This is a genomic window from Pseudomonas sp. AAC, assembly GCF_000725445.1.
Classification (GTDB): Bacteria; Pseudomonadota; Gammaproteobacteria; order Pseudomonadales; family Pseudomonadaceae; genus Pseudomonas; species Pseudomonas citronellolis.
In genome coordinates, this window is the sequence record NZ_KL647094.1 from 352,532 (window position 1) to 373,453 (window position 20,922).

General features: G+C 68.9%; 19 protein-coding genes and 1 pseudogene. 1 reads left to right on the plus strand and 19 read right to left on the minus strand.

Going from position 1 to position 20,922, the window contains the following annotated elements; all coding sequences use genetic code 11:
• Positions 1-138 precede the first annotated feature (138 nt).
• The 19 genes and pseudogenes from FG99_RS01315 to FG99_RS01400 form a co-directional block, all read right to left on the minus strand.
• Positions 139-1,095 (minus strand): LysR substrate-binding domain-containing protein, encoded by a 957-nt coding sequence (locus tag FG99_RS01315; protein ID WP_043266750.1) that lies wholly within the window; start codon positions 1,093-1,095, stop codon positions 139-141.
• A 20-nt stretch (positions 1,096-1,115) separates the two neighbouring features.
• Positions 1,116-1,241 carry a hypothetical protein gene (locus FG99_RS32705; protein WP_255314656.1) on the minus strand — a complete coding sequence of 42 codons (126 nt, stop codon included), beginning with the start codon at positions 1,239-1,241 and terminating at the stop codon, positions 1,116-1,118.
• A 68-nt stretch (positions 1,242-1,309) separates the two neighbouring features.
• Entirely contained in the window at positions 1,310-2,989 is a 1,680-nt protein-coding gene (locus FG99_RS01320; RefSeq protein ID WP_043266752.1) for an arylsulfatase, read from the minus strand.
• Positions 2,990-3,036: 47 nt separating this feature from the next.
• The gene (locus FG99_RS01325; RefSeq protein ID WP_043266754.1) at positions 3,037-4,377 is read right to left on the minus strand and encodes an MFS transporter; all 1,341 of its coding nucleotides are present in this window, start codon (positions 4,375-4,377) and stop codon (positions 3,037-3,039) included.
• Positions 4,378-4,410: 33 nt separating this feature from the next.
• Positions 4,411-5,673, minus strand: coding sequence for an OprD family porin (locus FG99_RS01330; protein WP_043266756.1), 1,263 nt, complete (start codon positions 5,671-5,673; stop codon positions 4,411-4,413).
• A gap of 86 nt (positions 5,674-5,759) precedes the next feature.
• Positions 5,760-6,755, minus strand: coding sequence for an MBL fold metallo-hydrolase (locus FG99_RS01335; RefSeq protein ID WP_051878337.1), 996 nt, complete (start codon positions 6,753-6,755; stop codon positions 5,760-5,762).
• Between the two features lie 190 nt (positions 6,756-6,945).
• On the minus strand, positions 6,946-7,932 hold the full coding sequence (locus FG99_RS01340; RefSeq protein ID WP_043266758.1) for an amidohydrolase family protein: 987 nt from the start codon (positions 7,930-7,932) through the stop codon (positions 6,946-6,948).
• On the minus strand, positions 7,929-8,501 hold the full coding sequence (locus FG99_RS01345; protein ID WP_043266760.1) for a 3-hydroxyanthranilate 3,4-dioxygenase: 573 nt from the start codon (positions 8,499-8,501) through the stop codon (positions 7,929-7,931). Before FG99_RS01345 ends, FG99_RS01340 begins: the two co-directional genes overlap by 4 nt.
• Before the next feature lie 20 nt (positions 8,502-8,521).
• Complete coding sequence (locus FG99_RS01350; RefSeq protein WP_043266762.1) at positions 8,522-8,947, minus strand: RidA family protein; 426 nt, start codon at positions 8,945-8,947, stop codon at positions 8,522-8,524.
• A complete protein-coding gene (locus FG99_RS01355) occupies positions 8,944-9,732 on the minus strand; it encodes a 2-keto-4-pentenoate hydratase (protein WP_009619334.1) in 789 nt (262 codons plus the stop codon). The genes FG99_RS01350 and FG99_RS01355 overlap by 4 nt, the downstream gene beginning before the upstream one ends.
• Before the next feature lie 199 nt (positions 9,733-9,931).
• Positions 9,932-10,945, minus strand: a complete 1,014-nt coding sequence (gene mhpE / locus FG99_RS01360; protein WP_009619332.1) for a 4-hydroxy-2-oxovalerate aldolase — start codon at positions 10,943-10,945, stop codon at positions 9,932-9,934.
• Positions 10,942-11,874 (minus strand): acetaldehyde dehydrogenase (acetylating), encoded by a 933-nt coding sequence (locus FG99_RS01365; RefSeq protein WP_043266764.1) that lies wholly within the window; start codon positions 11,872-11,874, stop codon positions 10,942-10,944. The genes mhpE and FG99_RS01365 overlap by 4 nt, the downstream gene beginning before the upstream one ends.
• A 147-nt stretch (positions 11,875-12,021) precedes the next feature.
• Positions 12,022-12,825: a 2-keto-4-pentenoate hydratase gene (locus FG99_RS01370; RefSeq protein ID WP_043266766.1), complete on the minus strand. Its 804-nt coding sequence runs from the start codon at positions 12,823-12,825 to the stop codon at positions 12,022-12,024.
• Between the two features lie 15 nt (positions 12,826-12,840).
• Entirely contained in the window at positions 12,841-14,301 is a 1,461-nt protein-coding gene (locus tag FG99_RS01375; protein WP_371263851.1) for a 2-hydroxymuconic semialdehyde dehydrogenase, read from the minus strand.
• A 177-nt stretch (positions 14,302-14,478) separates the two neighbouring features.
• Positions 14,479-15,745: pseudogene (locus FG99_RS01380) on the minus strand (OprD family porin).
• Positions 15,746-15,944: 199 nt separating this feature from the next.
• Positions 15,945-17,144, minus strand: coding sequence for a benzoate/H(+) symporter BenE family transporter (locus FG99_RS01385; protein WP_043266769.1), 1,200 nt, complete (start codon positions 17,142-17,144; stop codon positions 15,945-15,947).
• 317 nt (positions 17,145-17,461) lie between these two features.
• Complete coding sequence (gene catA / locus FG99_RS01390; protein ID WP_043267893.1) at positions 17,462-18,391, minus strand: catechol 1,2-dioxygenase; 930 nt, start codon at positions 18,389-18,391, stop codon at positions 17,462-17,464.
• A 54-nt stretch (positions 18,392-18,445) separates the two neighbouring features.
• Positions 18,446-18,736 carry a muconolactone Delta-isomerase gene (gene catC / locus FG99_RS01395; RefSeq protein WP_043266771.1) on the minus strand — a complete coding sequence of 97 codons (291 nt, stop codon included), beginning with the start codon at positions 18,734-18,736 and terminating at the stop codon, positions 18,446-18,448.
• Positions 18,737-18,773: 37 nt separating this feature from the next.
• A complete protein-coding gene (locus tag FG99_RS01400) occupies positions 18,774-19,895 on the minus strand; it encodes a muconate cycloisomerase family protein (protein WP_043266773.1) in 1,122 nt (373 codons plus the stop codon).
• Positions 19,896-20,049: 154 nt separating this feature from the next.
• Between FG99_RS01400 and FG99_RS01405 the strand changes: the two genes are divergently transcribed.
• The gene (locus tag FG99_RS01405) at positions 20,050-20,922 is read left to right on the plus strand and encodes a LysR family transcriptional regulator (RefSeq protein ID WP_043266775.1); all 873 of its coding nucleotides are present in this window, start codon (positions 20,050-20,052) and stop codon (positions 20,920-20,922) included.

Consider the following 20,922-nt stretch of genomic DNA (forward strand, 5'->3'; position numbering starts at 1 on the left):
GCGCGCGAAATCGCGGGCAGGGCCCGCTACAGTTCCAGGAAGCACGGTTTTTCGTAGGATGGCGTTGAGCGAAGCGATACCCATCACCACGGCCCCATGGGTTTCGCAAGCTCAACCCATCCTACGAAAGCGGCGGCCTCAGCCTTCCTCGCCCAGCTCCTCGCTGGCGGCGCGCAGGCATTCGCGGAACAGCCGCGCCGCCGGGCCCAGTTCGCGGCCGCTGGGGTGGAAGCAACCGATGTCGCCGAAGCGCAACGCTATGTCCAGCTCGAAGGCGCGGACGCCGCCGCCATCGGCCAGTTGCCGGGCGGTTTCCAGGGGCAGCAGGCCGACGGTCTGCTGGTCCTGCATCAGGGCGACGTTGGTGAGCACCGACAGCGACTCGATGACATTACCCGGCAGCGCCAGGCCGGCCTGGGCGAACAGGTGGTCCACCGTCTGCCGCAGCAGCGAGCCGGGCGGCGGCAGCACCCAGGGGTAGGCGTGCAGCTCGGCCAGGCTCACCGCGCCGCCGGCATGCAGCGGGTGGCCATGGCCGCCGACGATGCACAGGCGCTCGTCGTAGAGCACGTCCACGCCCAGCGCCCGCGCCTCGCCGCGGGCCTGCCAGTCGTCCGGCACGCGGCCCACCACCAGGTCCACCTCGCCGCCGATGAGGGCCGGGAACAGCTGGTCGAACTGGCCGATGCGCACCGACACCAGCACCCGCGGCGCGCGGCTCTTGAGCAGGCGCAGGGCGCGCGGCAACAGCGAGGTGGAGGCGGAGATCAGGGTACCCACCACCACGTGCCCGGAAGTGCCGTCGCGGAAGGCCTCCACCTCGTCGCTCAGGGCCCGCAGCTCGGCGAGCATCGAGCGCGCCCGGCGCAGCACCAGCTCGCCCAGTTCGGTGACCTTCACCCCGCGGTTGCTGCGTTCGAGCAGCGGCGCATCGAAGTACGACTCCAGCTCGTGGATGACCTTGGTCACCGCCGGCTGGGTCAGGTTCAGCACCTGCGCCGCGCGCAGCAGCGAACCGCTCTGCACCACCTGGTCGAGCACCACCAGCTGGTAGAACTTCAGCTTGCGCGCGACCGATACCACACTCGACTTCATGGGCTACCCCGACATCCGGCTCAGAAACGGAAAGTACCACGCATCGACAGGCAGGCCGTGCCGTCGCCGGCCCGGGTGAGCGCCGGCAGGCCCGGCCTGGGGGTGAACGGTGTGGTTTTCTTCGGGATGCGGGCGAGCATCGGCATGGGCGGTCCTCATGTCGGAAATGGCAACGGAGGTGGCCCGGCCGTAATGACCGGGCCTGCAAAGGGGTTCATCGGCTGCTGGCGGCTTCCAGCAACTGCGGCACCAGCGGCCTGCCCTGCGCGTCCAGGCGCAGGTTGTTGCGCTGGGCATAGGCGCGCCAGTCGCGCAGCAGTTCGGCCAGCGCCTGGGGCCGCTGCGCGGCCAGGTCGTGGCGCTCGCCCGGGTCCGTGGCGAGGTCGTAGAGGCGCCAGCGCGCCTGGGCGTCCTTGACGTCGTAGAGCAGCTTCAGCGAGCCCTTGCGCAGGGCGGCGTTGCCATTGAGCTCCCAGCCCAGCGGCTCGTCGGCGGCATGCACGCGCGCGTCGCGGCCGAACAGCAGCGGCAGCATCGACAGGCCCTGCGGCGGGATGACCTCGCGGCCCCGGTAGCGCGGCCCGGGCTGCTCGGCGCCGGCCAGCTCCAGCAGGGTCGGCAGCAGGTCGTGCACCCGCGCCAGCTGCGTGGTGCGCCCGGCGGCGATGCGCTGGGGCATGTAGGCGAACAGCGGCACCCGGTAGCCGCCCTGGTAGGTGGTCATCTTGTAGCGCCGCCCGGGCAACGCGCTGACCTGCGCCCAGGCGCTGCCCTGCAGCAGGAAGGAGTCGCGCCGGCCATAGTTTTCCAGGTGGTTGTCGAAGTGCTCCGCCACCCACCTGGCGTCCATGCTGTCGCGCCCTTCCGGGCCGTTGTCGGACATGAACAGCACCAGGGTGTTGTCCAGTTGCCCGCTGCGGCGCAGGTGGTCGAGCAGACGGCCGACCTCGGCGTCGAAGGCCTCGACCATGGCCGCATAGACCTCCATGGTGCGCGCCGACTGGCGCCGCTGCTCTTCGCTCAGCGTGGACCAGGCCGGCACGCCTTCCAGTTGCGCCTGCAAGGGATAGCCCTCGGGGATCAGCCCCAGTTCGCGCTGGCGCGCCAGGCGCTGGTCGGCGATGGCCTGGTAGCCGGCGTCGTAGCGCCCGCGGTACTTCGCCAGGTAGGCATCCGGCGCCTGCAGCGGCCAGTGCGGCGCGGTGTAGGCGGCGAAGGCGAAGAACGGCCGGCCGTCGCCGGCGCGGCGGTCGATCATCTCGATCAGGCAGTCGGTGTACCAGGTGCTGGAATAGAAATCATCCGGCAGCTCGATGCCCTGGCCGTCGTGCAGGTAGGTGGTGCTGTAGTTGGGCAGCAGCGCCATGTTGGCCTGCTTGAAGTTGGCCGCGCCGCCTTCGAGCAGCACGTAGGACTCCTCGAAGCCCCGCTTTTGCGGCTGCAGTTCCGGCTGCTTGCCCAGGTGCCACTTGCCGGCGATGTAGGTGTGGTAGCCGGCATCGCCCAGCAGCTCGGCGAGGGTCGGCACCCTGGCCGCCAGCACACCTTCGTAGCCGGGGCGCAGGCGTTCGCGCTGCGCAGGTGGCAGGCGGCCACGCCATTCGGCCATCATGCCGACGCCGACCAGGTGCGGGTCGTTGCCCGAGAGCAGCGCCGAGCGCGTGGTGGAGCAACTGGGCGTGGCGTGGAAGTCGAGGAAGGTCATGCCCTGGCGGGCCAGGCGGTCGAGGTTGGGGGTGGCGATTTCGCCACCCAGCGCGCCTATGTCGGAAAAGCCCAGATCGTCGGCGACGATCAGCAGCACGTTGGGCCGCTGGCCGCCGTCGGCGGCCTGGGCGAAGGGTAATGCGCTGGCCAGCAGCGCAGCGGCCAGCCACTTGAGCAAGGTATGCATGGGGATGAGGCCCTCCTTCCTGTCGTTGTCGGCCAGCCGCGGGCGCCTCAGGCGAGTTCACCCCGCGCGGCGCCCGGTGCGCGGCGCAGGGCCATGACGAACAGCGCCAGGCTGGCCAGCAGCGCCGGCGCGGCGAGCCAGATGAAGAACACCTGCAGGCCACCGGCGGCCTCGAACAGCCAGGCGCCGAGCAGCGAACCGATGATCGAGCCGGCGCGCCCGGCGCTCAGCGCCCAGCTCACGCCGGTGGCGCGGGCGTGGGTGGGGTACAGGGTGGCGGCGAGGATGCTCAGGTTGTTCAGCGCGCCGGTGAGGGTGAAGCCCACGGCGAAGACCATCAGCAGCAGCGCCAGGCCGTTGCCCAGCTGGGTGCCGGTCAGCGCCAGGGCCACGGCGGCGCACAGGCACAGCGGCGGCAGCAGGCGCTGGGCGCCGAAACGGTCCATCAGCAGGGCCATGACGATGCCGCCGATCACCCCGCCGAAGGGGATCATCGCGGCGATGTGCGAGGTCTCCTGGGTGCCGTAGCCGCTGCCGCGGAGGATGGTCGGCAGCCAGCTGGTCAGCAGGTAGAAAACGAACAGGCAGCAGAAGAAGGTCAGCCACAGCATCAGGGTGCGCAGCGCCCGGCCCTCGGCGAACAGGGTCGAGGCCGGCGAGCGCTGTTGCGCGGCGGCGACGTCGCCGACCAGGGTCACTTCGTCCAGGTCCTGGCGAGCGCTGATGCGCCCGAGGATCGCCCGCAGCCGCTGGGCGTGCGCCGGGCTGCCGGCCATGAAGCAGGTGGACTCCGGCAGCGCCAGGACCAGCGCCGGCAACAGCACCAGCGGCGTCAGGCCGCCGCACAGCAGCAGGCCCTTCCAGCCCACCAGCGGCAGCAGCAGGCCGGCCACCCAGCCGCCCAGGGCCAGGCCCAGGGTGAAGCCGGAATAGCTCAGGGTCACCAGCAGCATGCGCCGCCGCGCCGGCGAGTATTCCGAACTCAAGGTGATGGCATTGGGCAGCACGCCGCCCAGGCCCAGGCCGGTGAAGAAGCGCAGCGCGGTGAGCACCTCGATGTTCGGCGCCAGGGCGCAGGCCAGGGTGCCCAGGGCGACTATGCCCAGGCTGAGCAGCAGGACGAACTTGCGCCCCTTGCGGTCGGCCACCGGGCCGAAGCCGACGCTGCCCACCAGCATGCCGAACAGCCCGGCGGCGAAGGCCGGGGCCAGTTGGCCGCGGGTGATGCCCCAGTCGCGGATCAGCTCGGGGGCGATATAGCCGATGGCGGCGGTGTCGAAGCCGTCGAGCACCACCACCAGGAAGCACAGCAGCAACACGCGGATCTGCAGGGCGGACAGCGGACTGTTGTCGATCAGGTCGCTGACGCGCAGGGTTTGTCTGTTCATGGCGTTCTTCTCGTTGCTAGGGGGTGGGCCGGCTCAGAAGAGCTTCCAGGTGTAACTGAGGATCAGGCGGTTCTCGTCGACGTCGGTGAGGTAGTTGGAGCGGGCCACGGCGTTGCGCAGGCGGACGTTCAGCCCGGCCAGCGGGCCGCCCTGCAGCGTGTAGGCCAGCTCCAGGTCGCGCTCGCGGTCGCGGCCCTCGAAGCCCCTGCCGGTGTCGACGTTGCTGCCGCGCAGGTAGCGCAGCGTGGTACTCAGGCCGGGGATGCCGAGGGCGGCGAAGTCGTAGTCGTGGCGCACCTGCCAGGAACGCTCGTCGGCCGAGGCGAACATGAAAGTGGGCACCTCGTTGCCCAGCGGCGCGACGTTGGGGAACACCCGCGGGAAGCCGTCGTCGCCGAACATGCCCTGGTAGCCGACGTAGAAGCTGTGCCCGCCGCGCCTGGCCGAGAGCAGCGCGTAGAAGGCGCGGTTGTCCAGGTTGCCGAGCAGGCGCTTGCCGTCCTCGTTGGCGTCGTAGTAGCCGAGGTTGCCGCCCAGCACCCAGTCGCCGACGCTCTGGCTGTGCTTGAGGCCGACAAAGCCCTGGCGGTAGATGTCTTCCAACTGGCCGTACCACAGGCTGGCGCGGGTGCGCTTGGCGTTGAAGTCGTAGTCGCCGCCTGCGAAGTTGAAGGCGTCGCTTTCCACCTGGCGGTAGGGCGTCGCGCCGACCATCGCCTGCAGGTCGCTGGTGCCGGCCTCGTTGCGCATGCTGTATGACTTCAGCCGGCCCGCCTGCAGGGCCAGGCCGGGAATCTCCGCGGAGGCCAGCATGGCGCCCTGGTAGGTCGGCGGCAGCAGGCGGTTGTCGCTGGCCGGCAGCACCGGCAGGTTGGGCTGCAGTTCGCCGAGCTTGAGTTCGCTGTGCGAGACCTTCGCCTTCAGCGCCACGCCCAGGCGGCTGTAGTCGTCCGGCGCGCGGTCGTCGCCGTCCACCGGCAGCAGGCCGGTGTTGGCGCGGTCCGGGCTGCTGTCCAGCTTCAGGCCGAGCAGGCCTATGGCGTCCACGCCGAAGCCCACGGGCCCCGCCGTGTAGCCGGAACGGAAGTCGAGGATGAAGCCCTGGGCCCACTCCTCCGCCTTCGATTGCCGGCTGGCGCCGACGATGTCCGAATAGTCGCGGCTGAAGTAGTAGTTGCGCGCCTGCAGGGTGGCGCTGGCGCCCTCGACCAGGCCCTCGCCGGCCTCGACCTGGGGCAGCGCCGCCAGGGTGCCGGAGGCGAGCACCGCCAGGGACAGTTTGGGGTGATTGCTCATGCTGCTTGCACTCTTCTCGTTGTTGTAGGCAAAGCGTCCCCTGCCACCGGCAGCCCGGCGGCAGGAATGAGTCGGTAGCGGAATCGTCAGTTCACCGGTTCGCGCTGGCGCAACGCGGCGTCGTAGGGCTCGCGCACTACGCCCTTGGGCGTCAGCTCGAAGGCCATCAGGTCCTGGCCGATGACGAAGGAACCGTCGTAGCCCTGGGCCACGCGCGAACGGATGTCCTCTTCGGAAGCGCGGCCGATGTCGCCGCGGCTGTACAGCGAGATGTGCGAGAACACCGCATCGCGCGGGCGCGTTTCGCTGAGCACCTTCGCCACCGTCTCCGGGTTGGCCAGGTAGTCGTAGAAGTGCTTCACGTAGTCGGGGTAGGCCTTTTCCAACTGATGGCTGGCGATCGACAGGGAGTGCACCAGCAGGTCCACGCCCTTGGCCTGGCTAACCAGGTTGGGGGCGTAGGTGGTGTCGCCGGAAAGCACCACCGACCGCCCCGCATAGTCGATGCGATAACCGTAGGCCGGCTTCACGTAGCCGTGGTCCACCAGGAACGCGGTGACCTTCACCCCCTCTTTGTCGAAGACCACGCCGCCGTCCGCCGCTATGGCCTGGTCGGCGATACGCGCGGCCTGCGCGTTGGTCTCCTTGCCGCGGATGCGGTTGTTCTCGCTGAACATCTGCTCGATGCCCCGCGCCACGCTGTCGATGCCCTTGGGCCCATAGACCGGCAGGGCCTGGGTGCGCCGGCCGTCGTCAGTAGGCAGCGGCGCGGTGGCGTACAGGTCCGGCAGGCCGGTGAGGTGATCGGAGTGCAGGTGGGTGATGAACACCGCCTCGATATCGCGCAGCGGCACCTGCAACTGGTGCAGGCGGATGGCCGCGCCGCGCCCGGCGTCGAACAGCAGTTTGTGCGGGCCGGCCTCGACCAGGGTGCTCATGCCGAAGCGGTTGACGTTGAGGATGGGGGTCCCGGTGCCCAGCAGGGTCACCTTGATGCTGTCTTCCGCCGCCGCGGAGGCGGGGGCGCCATGCAGCGCCAGCAAGGCGGCGCCGACGGCGCCCAGGATGCGCAGAGCTTTCATCGTGTTCTACCTTCTATTGTTGTTATGGGTCACTTGGCCGGTACCGGCCCGGCACGCCCAGCCATTACCGGCCGCCGCGCCCTGCCGGTCTATCCGCATAGTCGGCGGCTTCGATCCGCTGAGTGCCGCTGCGCTCGCCACGCCGCCCGGCTCGCGGCCGCCGGGTCGGAAGCCGCCGCCGTATCCCCTTTCAAAGACCGAAGAAAGCCTGGGCGTTGCCGGCGCAGATGCGCGCCTTGTCCTGCTCGCTGAGCTGCGGGTGCTCCAGCACGCCGGCACCGATGCTCTGTTCGCCCAGCGGGAAGGGCGAGTCGGAGCCGAGCATCACGCGGTCGGCGCCCATCACGTCCACCAGCAGGCGCAGCGCGCCGGGGTCGAATACCGCCGAGTCGACGAAGAAGCGCTTGACGTAGCTGGACGGCAGCTGCGGGCAGTCCTCGCGGACGATGTCGCGGTGGCGCCAGGCGTTGTCCACGCGGCCGAGCAGGAAGGCGAAGCCGCCGCCGCCGTGGGCGAAGCAGATGCGCAGCGACTCGGGCAGGCACTCGAAGGCGCCGGAGAGGATCAGCGAGAGGATGCCCAGCTGGGTTTCCGCCGGCATGGCCACCAGCCAGGGCAGCATCCACTTCTTCATGCGCTCGCGGCCCATCATGTCCCAGGGGTGCACCAGCAGCGGGATGCCTTCGTTGGCGCAGTGGCGCAGGAAGATCTCCAGGCCGGAGTCGTTCAGGTCGCGCTCGCCGACGTGGTTGCCGATCTGCACGCCGACGTGGCCGCAGGCCATGGCCCGGCTGGCTTCGCGGCAGGCGGCGTCGATGTCCTGCAGCGGCACCTGGGCCAGCACCTTGAGGCGCTCCGGGGCGATGGCGGTCATCTCCAGGGCGCGGTCGTTCATCAACTGCGCCCAGGGCAAGGCGCGCTCGATGGGCTGGTCGTAGCCGAACATCACCGGGGTGGCGCACATCACCTGGGCGTCCAGGCCCTGCTCGTCCAGGTGCTCGATGCGCCGCTGGGCGTCCCAGAGCACGTCGTGCACCGGGCGGAACGGCTTGTCGCCGAGCATGATCTGCCCGTGGCGGCCCTCGGTGTGCAGCCAGGGCGCGCTCTGCGGGTGCAGGCGCGCGGCCTCGGCCTGGGTGATGCGCGGGAAGAAGTGCGAGTGGATGTCGATCTTCATGGGCGATGGAACTCGTTGAGTGTCTGGTGCCAGGCCTGCCAGTCGCGGCCGGGGTGGATCTCGCCGCATTCGTGGCAGCGGCGTTCCTCGTCGGAGGTGGCGTAGAACTGCTCGTACACCGGCGGCAGGTCGGCGACGATGCTCTGCAACTGCATTTCGTAGCGCTTGATCAGGCAGCCGCAGCGCGCGCAGGACCACTGCAGGGCATCGTGCTGGCCCGCCGGGCGGCGGTGCTCGATGACCAGGCACAGGCTGCCGGGCTCGGGGCGCTGCGGCGAATGGATGACGTGCGGGGCCATCAGGTAGATGTCGCCTTCCTTGAGGTCCACCCGCTCGTAGCGGCCGCGGTCCCAGATGTTCAGGTAGGCGTTGCCCTTGAACTGGTAGAAGAACTCTTCCACCGGGTCGTCGTGGAAGTCGGTGCGCTGGTTGGGGCCGCCGACCACGGTGACCATGTAGTCGCTGCCCTGCCAGATCTGCTGGTTGTTCACCGGCGGCTCGAGCAGGTGGGCGTGCTCGTCGAGCCAGCGGTTGAAATTGAAGGGTGCGCTGAAGTGGTGCTTGTCCATTGTTGTTGTCTCCCAGCGGTTCAACGGGTGCGGGGGGCGTAGGCCACCGCCTTGATCTCGATGCGCAGGTGCGGGTGCGGCAGTTGGTGCACGGCCACGGTGGTGCGGGTCGGGCCGTTCTCGTCGAAGAACTCGGCGTAGACCTGGTTGTAGCCGCCGAAGTCGTTCATATCGACGAGGAAGCTGCTGATCTCCACGACGTCCGCCAGACTGGCGCCCTCGCTGGCGAGGATGTCGCGGATGTTCTCGATCACCGCGCGGGTCTGGGCGCGGATGTCGAGGTTGGTGGTGCCCATGGCATCCACCTCGACGCCGACGAAGCTGTTGTCCGGGCGCCGCGAGCTGGTGCCGGAGACGAAGAGGAAATCACCGGCGCGCTTGATGTGCGGGAAGCGCCCGCGCGGGGTGGCCTTGCCGGCGACCACGGTGGATTTGGTTTCGCTCATGCTGCTGCTCCTTGAGGGTTGCGGACGCTGAAACTGCTCTGCCCCAGGCCCTGGACTTCGACGCTGACGTGCATGCCGGGGCGCAGCGCCTCGGCGGCGGTGGCGGCGCCGGCCATCACCAGGCTGCCGGCGGGCAGTTCGATCTGCGCCTGGTGCAGCAGGCGCGAGGCCTGCACCAGGCTGCGCAGCGGGTTGCCGAGGATGGCGGCGGTGGAGCCGGCCTGGACCACGCGGCCGTCCAGGCGTAGCACCACGCCGGCATTGGCCAGGGCGCCGAAGTCCCGCGACCAGGGGCCGACGGTGAGGCCGGCGGAGGAGCAGTTGTCCGCCACCACGTCCTCGAGGCTGAACTTGAAGGCCTGGTAGCGCGAGTCGATGATCTCCAGCGCCGGGGCCACGGCCTCGATGTAGTCGGCGGCTTCCAGCAGCGTCAGCGGGCGATCGATGGCGCGGCGGGTGAGGAAGCAGACTTCCGGCTCGACGCGCGGGTGGATGTAGCGGGCCAGGTCGACCAGGCCGCCGTCCTCTTCCAGCATGGCGTCGGTGAGCCAGCCCCAGATCAGGCTGTCGACGCCCATCTGGACCATCTTGGCGCGGCTGGTGAAGCCCAGCTTGACGCCGATGCTGCGCTCGCCGTCGTCGTAGCGGCGCTGCATGGAAGCGCGCTGGATGCGGTAGGCGTCATCCAGGCTGAAGGGCGTGCTGGCGCTGAACTGCGCCAGCGGTTCGGCATGCCGCGCGGCCTGGTCGAGGGCCTGGGCGATGCGGGGGATGTCGGTGCTCATGTGCACTACTCCTGCGATTTAGGCTTTTCGTAGGATGGGTTGAGCCTGCGAAACCCATCGGGCATGGCGATGGGTATCGCTTCGCTCAACCCATCCTACGGAGGTGTTTCTCCTGCGCCTCCGCCACGTCGTTCCTCTGTAGGAGCGCGCCCTGCGCGCGAATCGCAGGCAGGGCCTGCTCCTACAGTCGAGGTCGAGGTCAGGCGCGGGCGGCCAGCAGGTCCAGGGCCACGTCGACGATCATGTCTTCCTGGCCGCCGACCATGCGGCGTTTGCCCAGTTCGACGAGGATGTCCACCGCCTTGATGCCGTACTTGGCCGAGGCCACTTCGGCGTGGCGCAGGAAGCTGGAGTAGACGCCTGCGTAGCCCAGGGCGAGGGTTTCGCGGTCGACGCGCACCGGGCGGTCCTGCAGCGGGCGCACCAGGTCATCCGCCGCATCCATCAGCGCGTAGAGATCGGTGCCGTGGTGCCAGCCGAGCTTGTCGGCGGCGGCAATGAACACCTCCAGCGGCGCATTGCCGGCGCCCGCGCCCATGCCGGCCAGGCTGGCGTCGATGCGGTTGCAGCCCTCCTCCACCGCGGCGATGGAATTCGCCACACCGAGGCTGAGGTTGTGGTGGGCGTGGATGCCGGTTTCGGTTTCGGGCTTCAGGACCGCTTTCACGGCGCGGAAGCGCGCGCGGATATCGTCCATGTTCATCGCGCCACCGGAGTCGACCACGTAGATGCAGGTGGCGCCGTAGCTCTCCATCAGCTTCGCCTGCTGAGCGAGACCTTCGGGCGTCTGCATGTGGCTCATCATCAGGAAGCCGACGGTGTCCATGCCCAGCTCGCGGGCATATTCGATGTGCTGCTTGGAGACGTCGGCCTCGGTGCAGTGCGTCGCCACGCGAACCACGCGAGCGCCGGCGTTGTAGGCGTTCTTCAGGTCGTGGATGGTGCCGATGCCCGGCAGCAGCAGCGTGGCGATCTTCGCGTGCTTCACCACGTCCGCCGCCGCTTCGATCCATTCCAGATCGGTGTGGGCGCCAAAGCCATAGTTGAAGGACGAGCCTTGCAGGCCATCGCCGTGAGCCACTTCGATGGAGTCCACCTTGGCGAGGTCGAGGGCGGCGGCGATGGCCCGCACGTCTTCCAGGCTGTACTGGTGACGGATCGCGTGCATACCGTCACGCAGCGTCACGTCGGAGATATAGAGTTTCTGGCTCATGCCGAAGCCTCCATTGCCTGTGCCATGCGCTCGGCGGTGGCCAGCGCGGCGGAGGTCATGATGTCGAGGTTGCCGGCGTAGGCCGGCAGGTAGTGGGCGGCGCCTTCCACTTCGAGGAACACCGAGGTTTTCAGGCCGCTGAAGCTGCCGTGGCCGGGGATGTTAAGGTCGGTCACCAGGTCGAACTGGACCTTCTGCTTCAGGCGATAGCCGGGGACGTAGGCCTGCACGGCGGCGGCCATTTCCTCGATGCTGGCCTCGACCTTGGAGGGGTCCACCGCTTCGCTCAGCACGTACACGGTGTCGCGCATGATCAGCGGCGGCTCCGCCGGGTTCATGATGATGATCGCCTTGCCCTTCGCCGCGCCGCCGATCACTTCGATGGCTTTCGAGGTGGTCTCGGTGAACTCGTCGATATTGGCGCGGGTGCCGGGGCCGGCGGATTTCGACGCGATGGAAGCGATGATTTCCGCGTAGTGGACCTTGGCCACACGGGACACGGCAGCCACCATCGGAATGGTCGCCTGCCCACCGCAGGTCACCATGTTCACGTTGCTGGCCGTGAGGTGCTGCTCCAGGTTGACCACCGGCACGCAATAGGGACCAATCGCGGCCGGAGTCAGGTCGATTATCCGCAGCCCGGGCTTAACGCCGAGCAGGAAGGCGTCGTTCTTCACGTGGGCGCTGGCGGAAGTGGCATCGAAAACGAAGTCGATGTCGGCGAACACCGGCAGTTTCACCAGCCCTTCGACACCCTCGTGGGTGGTCGCCACGCCCATGCGGGCGGCGCGGGCCAGACCGTCGGAGGCCGGGTCGATACCGACCATGGCGGCCATTTCCAGATGCTGCGAGTTGCGCAGGATCTTGATCATCAGGTCGGTGCCGATGTTGCCGGAACCGATGATGGCGGCTTTTCTCTTCTTACTCATAAACACCCCTCGAAAAGCATTCGATCAAGAGCAAAGAGCTCGATTAAGAGCGCTGGAGGCTGGAGGCTGGACGAAAGAGCACCGACCTCCGCCGTGGCAGGGATCGCTTGTCGTTCAGCCTCCAGCCTTCAGCGCTTTTTTCGGCTCTTAGCCCTGGAAGGCCGCAGTAACGCGCCCCAACCCCTGGATTTCGGCGCTGAATACATCGCCCGGGCGCACCGCCACCATCGGCCCCAGGGCGCCGGTGAGCACCACGTCGCCGGCGCGCAGCGGCTCACCCAGGCGGGCCATGGTGTCGGCCAGCCAGAGCGCGGCGTTCAGCGGGTTGTCCAGGCAGGCGGCGCCGGCGCCGACGGATACCGGCTCGCCGCGCAGGCTCAGGCTCATGCCGCAGTTCACCAGGTCCAGCCGCTCCAGGCGCACCGGACGGCTGCCGAGGACGAAGAGCCCGGAGGAGGCGTTGTCCGCCACGGTGTCGAGCAGGCTGATGTCCCAGTTGGCGACGCGGCTGCCGACGACCTCGATGGCCGGCAGGGCGAAGGCGGTGGCGCGGATGATGTCGGCCAGGGTGTGGCGCTCGTGGCACAGGTCGTGTTCCAGGACCAGGGCGATTTCCGCCTCCACCTTGGGCTGCTGGCAGTCCGTCCAGGCGATGGGCTGGCCGTCGCCGCGGGCCATCTGGGCGAACAGGCGGCCGAAGTCCGGTTGGTCGACGCCCAGCTGGCGCTGCACGGCGCGAGAGGTCAGGCCGATCTTGTGGCCCACCGGGCGCCAGCCGGCGGCGATGTCGGCGACGTTGTTGCGTTGCTGTACGGCGTAGGCCAGGTCGAGGGCGGCAGCCCCTTGTTCATTGGCGGCCTGCTGGACGAGGTCGCGCACCGGCGCGCACGGCTGGCCCTGTTCACGGGCCTGGCGCAGACGCGCGGCGGCTTCGGCGATGGCTGGATGCATGGGCTTCTCCTGGCCTCAGGGGTTGACGCAGATGGTGGTGAGTTCGGAATAGAAATCCAGCGAGTGGCGGCCGCCCTCGCGGCCCAGGCCGGACAGCCGGGCGCCGCCGAAGGGCGTGCGCAAATCGCGCAGGAACCAGGTGTTGACCCACACCATGCCCACGTGGATGCGCCGCGAGACGCGGTGCGCACGGCCCAGGTCGCGGGTCCACAGCGAGGCGGCCAGGCCGTAGGCGGAGTCGTTGACGCGGCGCAGCACTTCCTCGTCGCTGTCGAAGGGCGCGATGTGGCAGACCGGGCCGAAGACTTCCTCGCGCATGCAGCGGGCGTCGTCGGCGAGGCCGGTCCAGATGGTCGGCTGGACGAAGGCGCCGTTGTCGCGCGCATCGCCGAACTTCGGCACGCCGCCGCCGCTGACCACGGTGGCGCCCTCCTCGCGGGCCAGCTGGAAGTAACCCAGCACCTTGTCGCGATGCTTGTGGGAGATCAGCGAGCCCATGTTCACGCCGTCTTCGTCGGGGTAGCCGATCTTCAGCTGCTCGGCGCCCGCCTTGAGCGCGGCGACGAAGCGCTCGTAGATCGGCCGCTCGACGTAGACGCGCTCGGAGCACAGGCAGACCTGCCCGGAGTTGGTGAAGCTGGAACGCAGCACCCCGGCCACGGCGGCGTCGAAGTCGCAGTCGGCGAAGACCACCGCGGCGTTCTTGCCGCCCAGTTCGAAGGAGACTTCGCGCACGCCTTCGGCGGCGGCGCGCATGATGGTCGAGCCGGTGCGCGACTCGCCGGTGAAGGTGATGGCGTCGACTTCCGGGTGGCGGGTGAGGAACTCGCCGGCGGAGTTCGGCCCGAAGCCGTGGACCAGGTTGAAGGCCCCGGCGGGCACGCCCACCTCGTGCATCACCTCGGCCAGCAGGGTGGCGCTGGAGGGCGTGTCTTCCGAGGGCTTGACCACCACCGAGTTGCCGCAGGCCAGGGCCGGCGCGACCTTCCAGGTGAGCAGCAGCAGCGGCAGGTTCCACGGCGAGATGATCGCCACCACGCCATGAGGCTTGCGCACCGTGTAGCTGAACACGTCGCTGCCGTCGCCGGTGCGCATCTCGAAGAACTCGCTGCCGCCCTGGCGCACCAGGTCGGCGAAGGTGCGAAAGTTCTGCACGCCACGGGCCACGTCGAGGCTGCGGGCCTGGTGCACGGGGCGGCCGGTGTCGGCCACCTCGGCGGCGACGAAGTCCTCGAAGCGCCGCTCGATGCCGTCGGCGATGCGTTCCAGCAGCTCGGCGCGCTGGGCGGCGCTGTAGCTGGCCCAGGGGCCGTTCTGTGCCTGCGCGGCGGCGCTGACCGCGGCATCGACCTCCACCTCGCCGGCCTCGCAGACCTGGCCGAGGACGCGGCCATCCACCGGGGAGACGTTGTCGAAGGTGCGGCTGCTGGCTACGAAAGCTCCGGCGATGTAGTGGCGGAGCAAGGAATGGGACACGGCGACCTCCTGCATAGGCTTGTTTTTCGCCGAGTCTAGGGAGACCGCCTATAAGCGGATAATCAAAAAAGCGCTCTCAGGTATCCCTTACAGGAATACCGGAAATACCCTCGGGCGCCCTCCTCCATCCGCCCCGGTAGCCGGGGCGGACAGGGGGCCAAGCGGCCCCGGAGAGGTTCAGAACAGCTTCCAGGTGTAGCTGAGGATCAGGCGGTTCTCGTCGATGTCGCTGCGGTAGTTGGAGCGCGCCATGACGTTGCGCACGCGCAGGTTGAGCCCGGCCACCGGGCCGCTCTGCACGGTGTAGCCGATGTCCAGGTCGCGCTCGCGGTCCTTGCCCTCGAAGCCCTGCCCGGTGTCGACGTTGTTGCCGCTGATGTAGCGCACGGTGGTGGTCAGGCCGGGCACGCCGAGGGCGACGAAGTCGTAGTCGTAGCGCGCCTGCCAGGAGCGCTCGTCGGTGGAGGCGAACTCGTAGGTCGGCACCTCGTTGCCCAGCGGCGAGACGTTGGCGAACACCCGGGGGAAGGCGCTGTCGCCGAACATGCCCTGGTAGCCGAGGTAGAAGGTGTGCCCGCCATGCCTGGCCAAGAACAGCGAGTAGAAGGCGCGGTTGTCGATGTCGCCGAGCAGGTGCTTGCCGTCCTCGCTGGCGTCGAAGTAGCCGAGGTTGGCGCCCAGCGCCCAGCACCCAGTCGCCCAGCGGCTGCGCGTGCTTGAGGCCGAGGAAGCGCTGTTTGTAGATGTCTTCCAGCTGGCCGTACCAGGCGCTGACGCGGGTGCGCTTGGCGTTGAAGTCGTAGTCGCCGCCGGCATAGTTGAAGGCATCGCTCTCGGCCTGGCGCTGCGGCTGGTAGCTGAGCATGGCGAGCATCTTCTCGTCGCCGCCCTCGTTGCGCAGGTGTGTGGAGGTGAGGTGCCCGGCCTGCAAGGTCAGCCCGGGGATTTCGCTGGAGGTCAGCGAGGTGCCCTGGTAGCTGGGCGGCAGCAGGCGGATGTCGCTGAACACCAGCACCGGCAGGTTGGGCTGCAGCTCGCCGATTTTCAGCTCGGTCTTGGAGAACTTCATCTTGCCGGCCACGCCCAGGCGGCTGTAGTCGTCCGGCGCGCGGCCGTCGCCGCCCACCGGCAGCAGGCCGCTGTTGGTGCGCTCGGGGCTGCTGTCCAGCTTCAGGCCCAATACGCCGATGGCGTCCAGGCCGAAGCCGATGGGCCCAGGGGTGTAGCCGGAACGGAAGTCGAGGATGAAGCCCTGGGCCCACTCCTCCGCTTTGGACTGCCGGTTGGGCCCGACGATGTCGGAGAAGTCGCGGCTGAAGTAGTAGTTGCGTGCCTGCAGGGTGGCGCTGGCACCTTCGATCAGCCCTTCGGCCGCGGCCGCCGGCTGGGCGGCGGCCACGCCGATGCCCAGCGCGACGGCGGTCACGCATACGCGATTGCTCATGGTTTTCTCTTGTTCTTATGGTTGTGCGATCCCCTGCCGAGCGACCGGAGGGCCGCGGCTTGGCGCAGGGCGGGGAGTCATGTACCGGCGACGGGGGCCCGGGGCTGTCCGCTTCGCTCAGCCGCCCTGCCCTGCTTCCGCTGCCGTGTTGCCTTGGGCGGGCGCCCCGGCCGGGCGCCCGCTTGCCGTTGCCCGGTGGTCAGGCGCGCACGGCGCGCGCCTCGCGTCGAGGAGCGCGGCGGCGCACCAGCAGCAGGTGCGCGGCCAGGCCGAAGATCAGGCCCCAGAAGGCCGCCGACAGGCCGAGGAAGGACATGCCCGAGGCGGTGACCAGGAAGGTGATCAGCGCCGCCTCGCGGTCCTCCGGCACACCCATGGCGCCGGCCAGGGCTCCGCCGATGGCGCCGAACAGCGCAAGGCCCGCCAGCGCGGCGATCAGCTCGCGGGGGAAGGCGCTGAACAGCGACACCAGGGTGGCGCCGAACAGCCCCAGCAGCAGGTAGGCGACGCCGCCCACCACCCCGGCGACATAGCGCCGCGCCGGGTCTTCGTGGGCCTCGCGGCCGGTGCAGATGGCCGCGGTGATGGCGGCGAGGTTCAGGCCGTGGCAGCCGAAGGGCGCCAGCAGCAAGGTGCCCAGGGCGCTGCTGGCGATCAGCGGGCGCGCCGGGGTCTGGTAGCCGTCGTTGCGCAGCACGGCGATGCCCGGCACGAACTGCCCGGTGAGCGCCACCACCACCAGCGGCAGGGCGATGTTGAGCAGCGCATGGAGGCTGAATTCAGGGGCGATCCATTGCGGCGTGGCCAGGCCGATCACCAGCGCCGAGGCGTTCAGCTCGCCGCCGCCGATGGCCATGGCGCAGCCCACCAGCAGCACCAGGGCCACCGCGTAGCGCGGCGCCAGGCGCTTGCCCAGCAGGTAGGCGACGAACATCGCCAGCACCAGCGCCGGCTTGGCCTGCAGCGAGACGAACAGCTGGGTGCCGAAGCTGAACAGGATGCCGGCCAGCATGGCCGCGGAGATGGCCGGCGGCAGCTTGCCGACCACGCGGTCGAAGGCGCCGGAGATGCCCACCAGGAAGATGATCAGGCTCGACGCCAGGTAGGCGCCCACCGCCTCGTTCAGGCTGATGCCCGGCAGCAGCGCCACCAGCAGCGCCGAGCCGGGCGCCGACCAGGCGATCACCAGCGGCACCTTGTAGCGCAGGCTGAGGAGGATGCCGAGCACGCCGCTGCCGATGGAGATCGCCCACACCCAGGACGACACCGCGGCGTCGGGCAGGCCGGCGCTCTTGGCCGCCTGGAAGATGATCACCAGGGGGCCGGCATAGGAAATCAGGGTGGCGATCAACCCGGCCACCAGGGCGGACAGCGAGAAGTCGCGGATGAGGTCTTTCATGGCGCCTCACTTTTTCTTGTTCTGCACGCAAGGCTTCGCCGTGCCGGCAAGCCGGCTCGGGACGATGCCTGGGGGTAACACCGTAGCGGATCTCATCCGCGATTCGCGCCGGTGGTTCCGGCTATCGCGGACAAGGTCCTACGGTTCCAGGAAGCACGGCTTTTCGTAGGATGGCGTTGAGCGAAGCAATACCCATCGCCAGGGTCCGATGGGTATCGCAAGCTCAACCCATCCTACGAAGAGCGCTTCGGCGCAAGACAGTTGCTCCTACGCTGTTTCTGGGTCTCCGCGCAGGCGGGAACCCAGTGGACAGCGCCTCAGGCGCCCTGCACCTGCAGCGCACGCGGGCGCTGGCTGCGCTGTTCGTCTTCGGCGCTGGCAGCCTTCTGCAGCTGGAAGCTGAATTCCAGCTCGGCCACGCGGCCGTCGATGCCGCGGACGTTCTCGGCGAACTTCACTTCGCCGACCAGGCCGTCGCGGGTGGCGTAGGCGAAGTCGTCCCACAGGTACTGGTCGCCGGACAGGTTGATCTGGGTGGTCAGGTGGCGGTAGCCCGGCGCCGAGATGAAGAAGTGGATGTGCGCCGGGCGCTGGCCGTGGCGGCCGAGCTGGTCCAGGCATTCCTGGGTCGGGCCCTGCGGGTCGCAGCCGTAGCCGCTGGGGACGATGCTGCGGGCGCGGTAGCGGCCCTCGGCGTCGGTGATGATGCGGCGGCGCAGGTTGTACTCGCTCTGGCTCTGGTCGAAGTAGGAGTAGTTGCCCTTGGTGTTGGCGTGCCACAGGTCGACGGTGGCGCCGGCGATGGGCTTGCCGTCCAGGTCCAGCACCTGGCCTTCGAGGAACATCACGGTGGCCACGCCGTCTTCGCTGCCGTCGTCCATGCGCGCCTCGCCCTCGACGATGGGCGCACCGGCCACGTACAGCGGGCCTTCGATGGTGCGCGGGGTGCCGCCGGTCTTGCCGATCTGCGCGTCCTTGGCGTCGTTGAGCAGGTCGATGAAGTGCTCGATGCCCAGGCCCGCCACCAGCAGGCCGGCTTCGCCGCGGCCGCCCAGGCGGTTCAGGTAGTCCACGGCGGTCCAGAATTCGTCGTCGGTGACTTCCAGGTCCTCGATGATCTTCGCGGTGTCCTGCAGCACGCGCAGGACGATCTGCTTAAGGCGCGGGCTGCCGTTGTCGTTGCCGTAGCCGGCGGCTTCTTCGAAGAACTTCTGGATCTCGGCAGTCTGGGAAATCTTCACGGTCATGATGTTCACCTCGTCTTGTTCTTATACAAGGGTTTCGTCGTTGGGGTTCAGGGCTCAGCGGTCATCGGCATGGATGGAGGACGGATGGCGGCAGAGCCCGTCGACCTCGATGTCCATGTAGGGGAACAGCGGCAGTTGCATCAGGGTGTCGTGCAGTTCCTCGACGCTGGCGACGTCGAAGACGCTGTAGCTGGCGTAGTGCCCGGCGATGCGCCACAGATGGCGCCACTTGCCCTCGCGCTGCAGGCGCTGGGCCAGTTCCTTCTCGTCGGCCTTGAGCTGGGCGGCGCGGGCCGGGTCCATGTCGACGGGCAGTTTCACCGTCATCTTCACGTGGAACAGCATGGGGCTTCTCCTCTCTCGAAATCAGGGGCAGCGGAATTCAGGGGCGGCGGAAGCGCTTGAGGCGCTCCTCGTCCAGGCTCAGGCCGAGGCCCGGGGCGTTGGGCACCAGCAGTTGGAAGTCGCGGTACACCGGCGGCTCGCTGACGATCTCCTCGGTCAGCAGCAGCGGGCCAAACAGTTCGGTGTGCCAGGTCAGCTGCTTGAGGGTGAGGAAGGCGTGGGCCGAGGCCAGGGTGCCGATGGCGCCTTCGAGCATGGTCCCGCCGTACAGGGCGATGCCGGCCGCCTCGGCGATCTGCGCGGTGCGCAGCACGGCGCGCGGGCCACCGTTCTTGGCGATCTTCAGGGCGAAGATGCTGGCGGCGCCGTCGGCGGCCAGGCTGAAGGCGTCCTCGACGCTCTCGATGGATTCGTCGGCCATGATCGGCGCCGGGCTGCGCAGGTTCAGGCGCACCTGGCCGGCGCGGTTGATCCGCGAGATGGGCTGCTCGACGAGGTCGATGCCGTTCTCGCCGAGCACCTGGCAGCCGCGGATGGCCTGGGATTCGTCCCAGTACTGGTTGACGTCCACGCGCACGCTGGCGCGCTCGCCCAGGGCGCGCTTGATCGCCACCACGTGCTTGAGGTCCTGCTCCAGCGCATGGGCGCCGATCTTCAGCTTGAAGATGCGGTGGCGGCGCAGGTCGAGCATGCGCTCGGCTTCCTCGATGTCGCGGGCGGTGTCGCCGCTGGCCAGCGTCCAGGCCACTTCCAGGCCGTCGCGCACGCGGCCGCCGAGCAGTTCGCTGACGGCCAGGCCCAGGCGCTTGCCCTGGGCGTCGAGCAGCGCGGTTTCCACCGCCGAGCGGGCGAAGGTGTTGCCCTTGATGGCCTTGTCCAGACGCTGCATGGCGGCGTTGATGTTGCAGGCGTCCTGGCCGATCAGCAGCGGCGCGAAGTGCGCCTCCAGGTTGGCCTTGATGCTTTCCGGGCTTTCGTTGCCATAGGCCAGGCCACCGATGGTGGTGGCCTCGCCGAGGCCCTCGATGCCGTCGCTGCAGCGCAGGCGCAGGATCACCAGGGTCTGCTGCTGCATGGTGTGCATCGCCAGCTTGTGCGGGCGGATGGTCGGCAGGTCGACGATGATCGCTTCGAGGCGTTCGATCAGGGCTTGGGTCATCTCGGGTTCCATATCACGCTAGGCTGCTTGTCGAGGCCCGGCCGTCTGGTGCGGCCGATACCTTCCAGGTCTTTTGTTGCACACCGAAGGATTGCGCCAGCGGTTGCGAGCAGTCCAATATCATTGCCCTCTCGTTCCATACCCTGGAGGTATCATGGAGCTTCGACACCTGCGGTACTTCCAGGCGGTCGCCGAAACCCTCAACTTCACCCGCGCCGCCGAGCGCCTGCACATCGCCCAGCCGCCGTTGAGCCGGCAGATCCAGCAGCTGGAGGAACTGCTCGGCGTCGAGCTGCTGGAACGCGGCCGGCCGCTGCGCCTGACCGAGGCCGGGCGCTTCTTCTACGAGCAGAGCGGCACCCTGCTGGAACAGCTGCAGAACATCTGCGACAACACCCGCCGCATCGGCCTGGGCCAGCGCCAGTGGCTGGGCATCGGCTTCGCGCCTTCGACGCTCTACGCGGTGCTGCCGGAGCTGATCCGCGAGCTGCGCGGCGACGCCGAGCTGGAGCTGGGCTTGCAGGAAATGACCACCCTGCAGCAGGTCGAGGCGCTGAAGAGCGGGCGCATCGACATCGGCTTCGGGCGCATGCGTTTCGACGACCCGGCCATCCACCAGCAGGTGCTGCGCGAGGACCCGCTGGTGGCGGTGCTGCCCACCGGGCACCCGCTGCTGGGCGCGCCGGTGAGCCTGCAGCGGCTGTCCCGCGAGCCCTTCGTGCTGTACCCGGCCAACCCGCGGCCGAGCTATGCCGACCACGTGCTGGCGCTGTTCGCCAACCACGGCCTGGGCATCCGCGTGGCGCAGTGGGCCAACGAGCTGCAGACCGCCATCGGCCTGGTCGCCGCCGGCCTGGGCGTGGCCCTGGTGCCGGCCTCGGTGCAGCAGCAGCACCGCCCGGACATCGGCTACGTCGCCGTGCTGGAACCCGAGGCGGTGTCGCCGATCGTCCTCAGCCGCCGCGCCGGCGATGTCAGCGCCATGGTCCAGCGCTGCCTGGCGCTGATCGAGCAGGTCAACCACTGA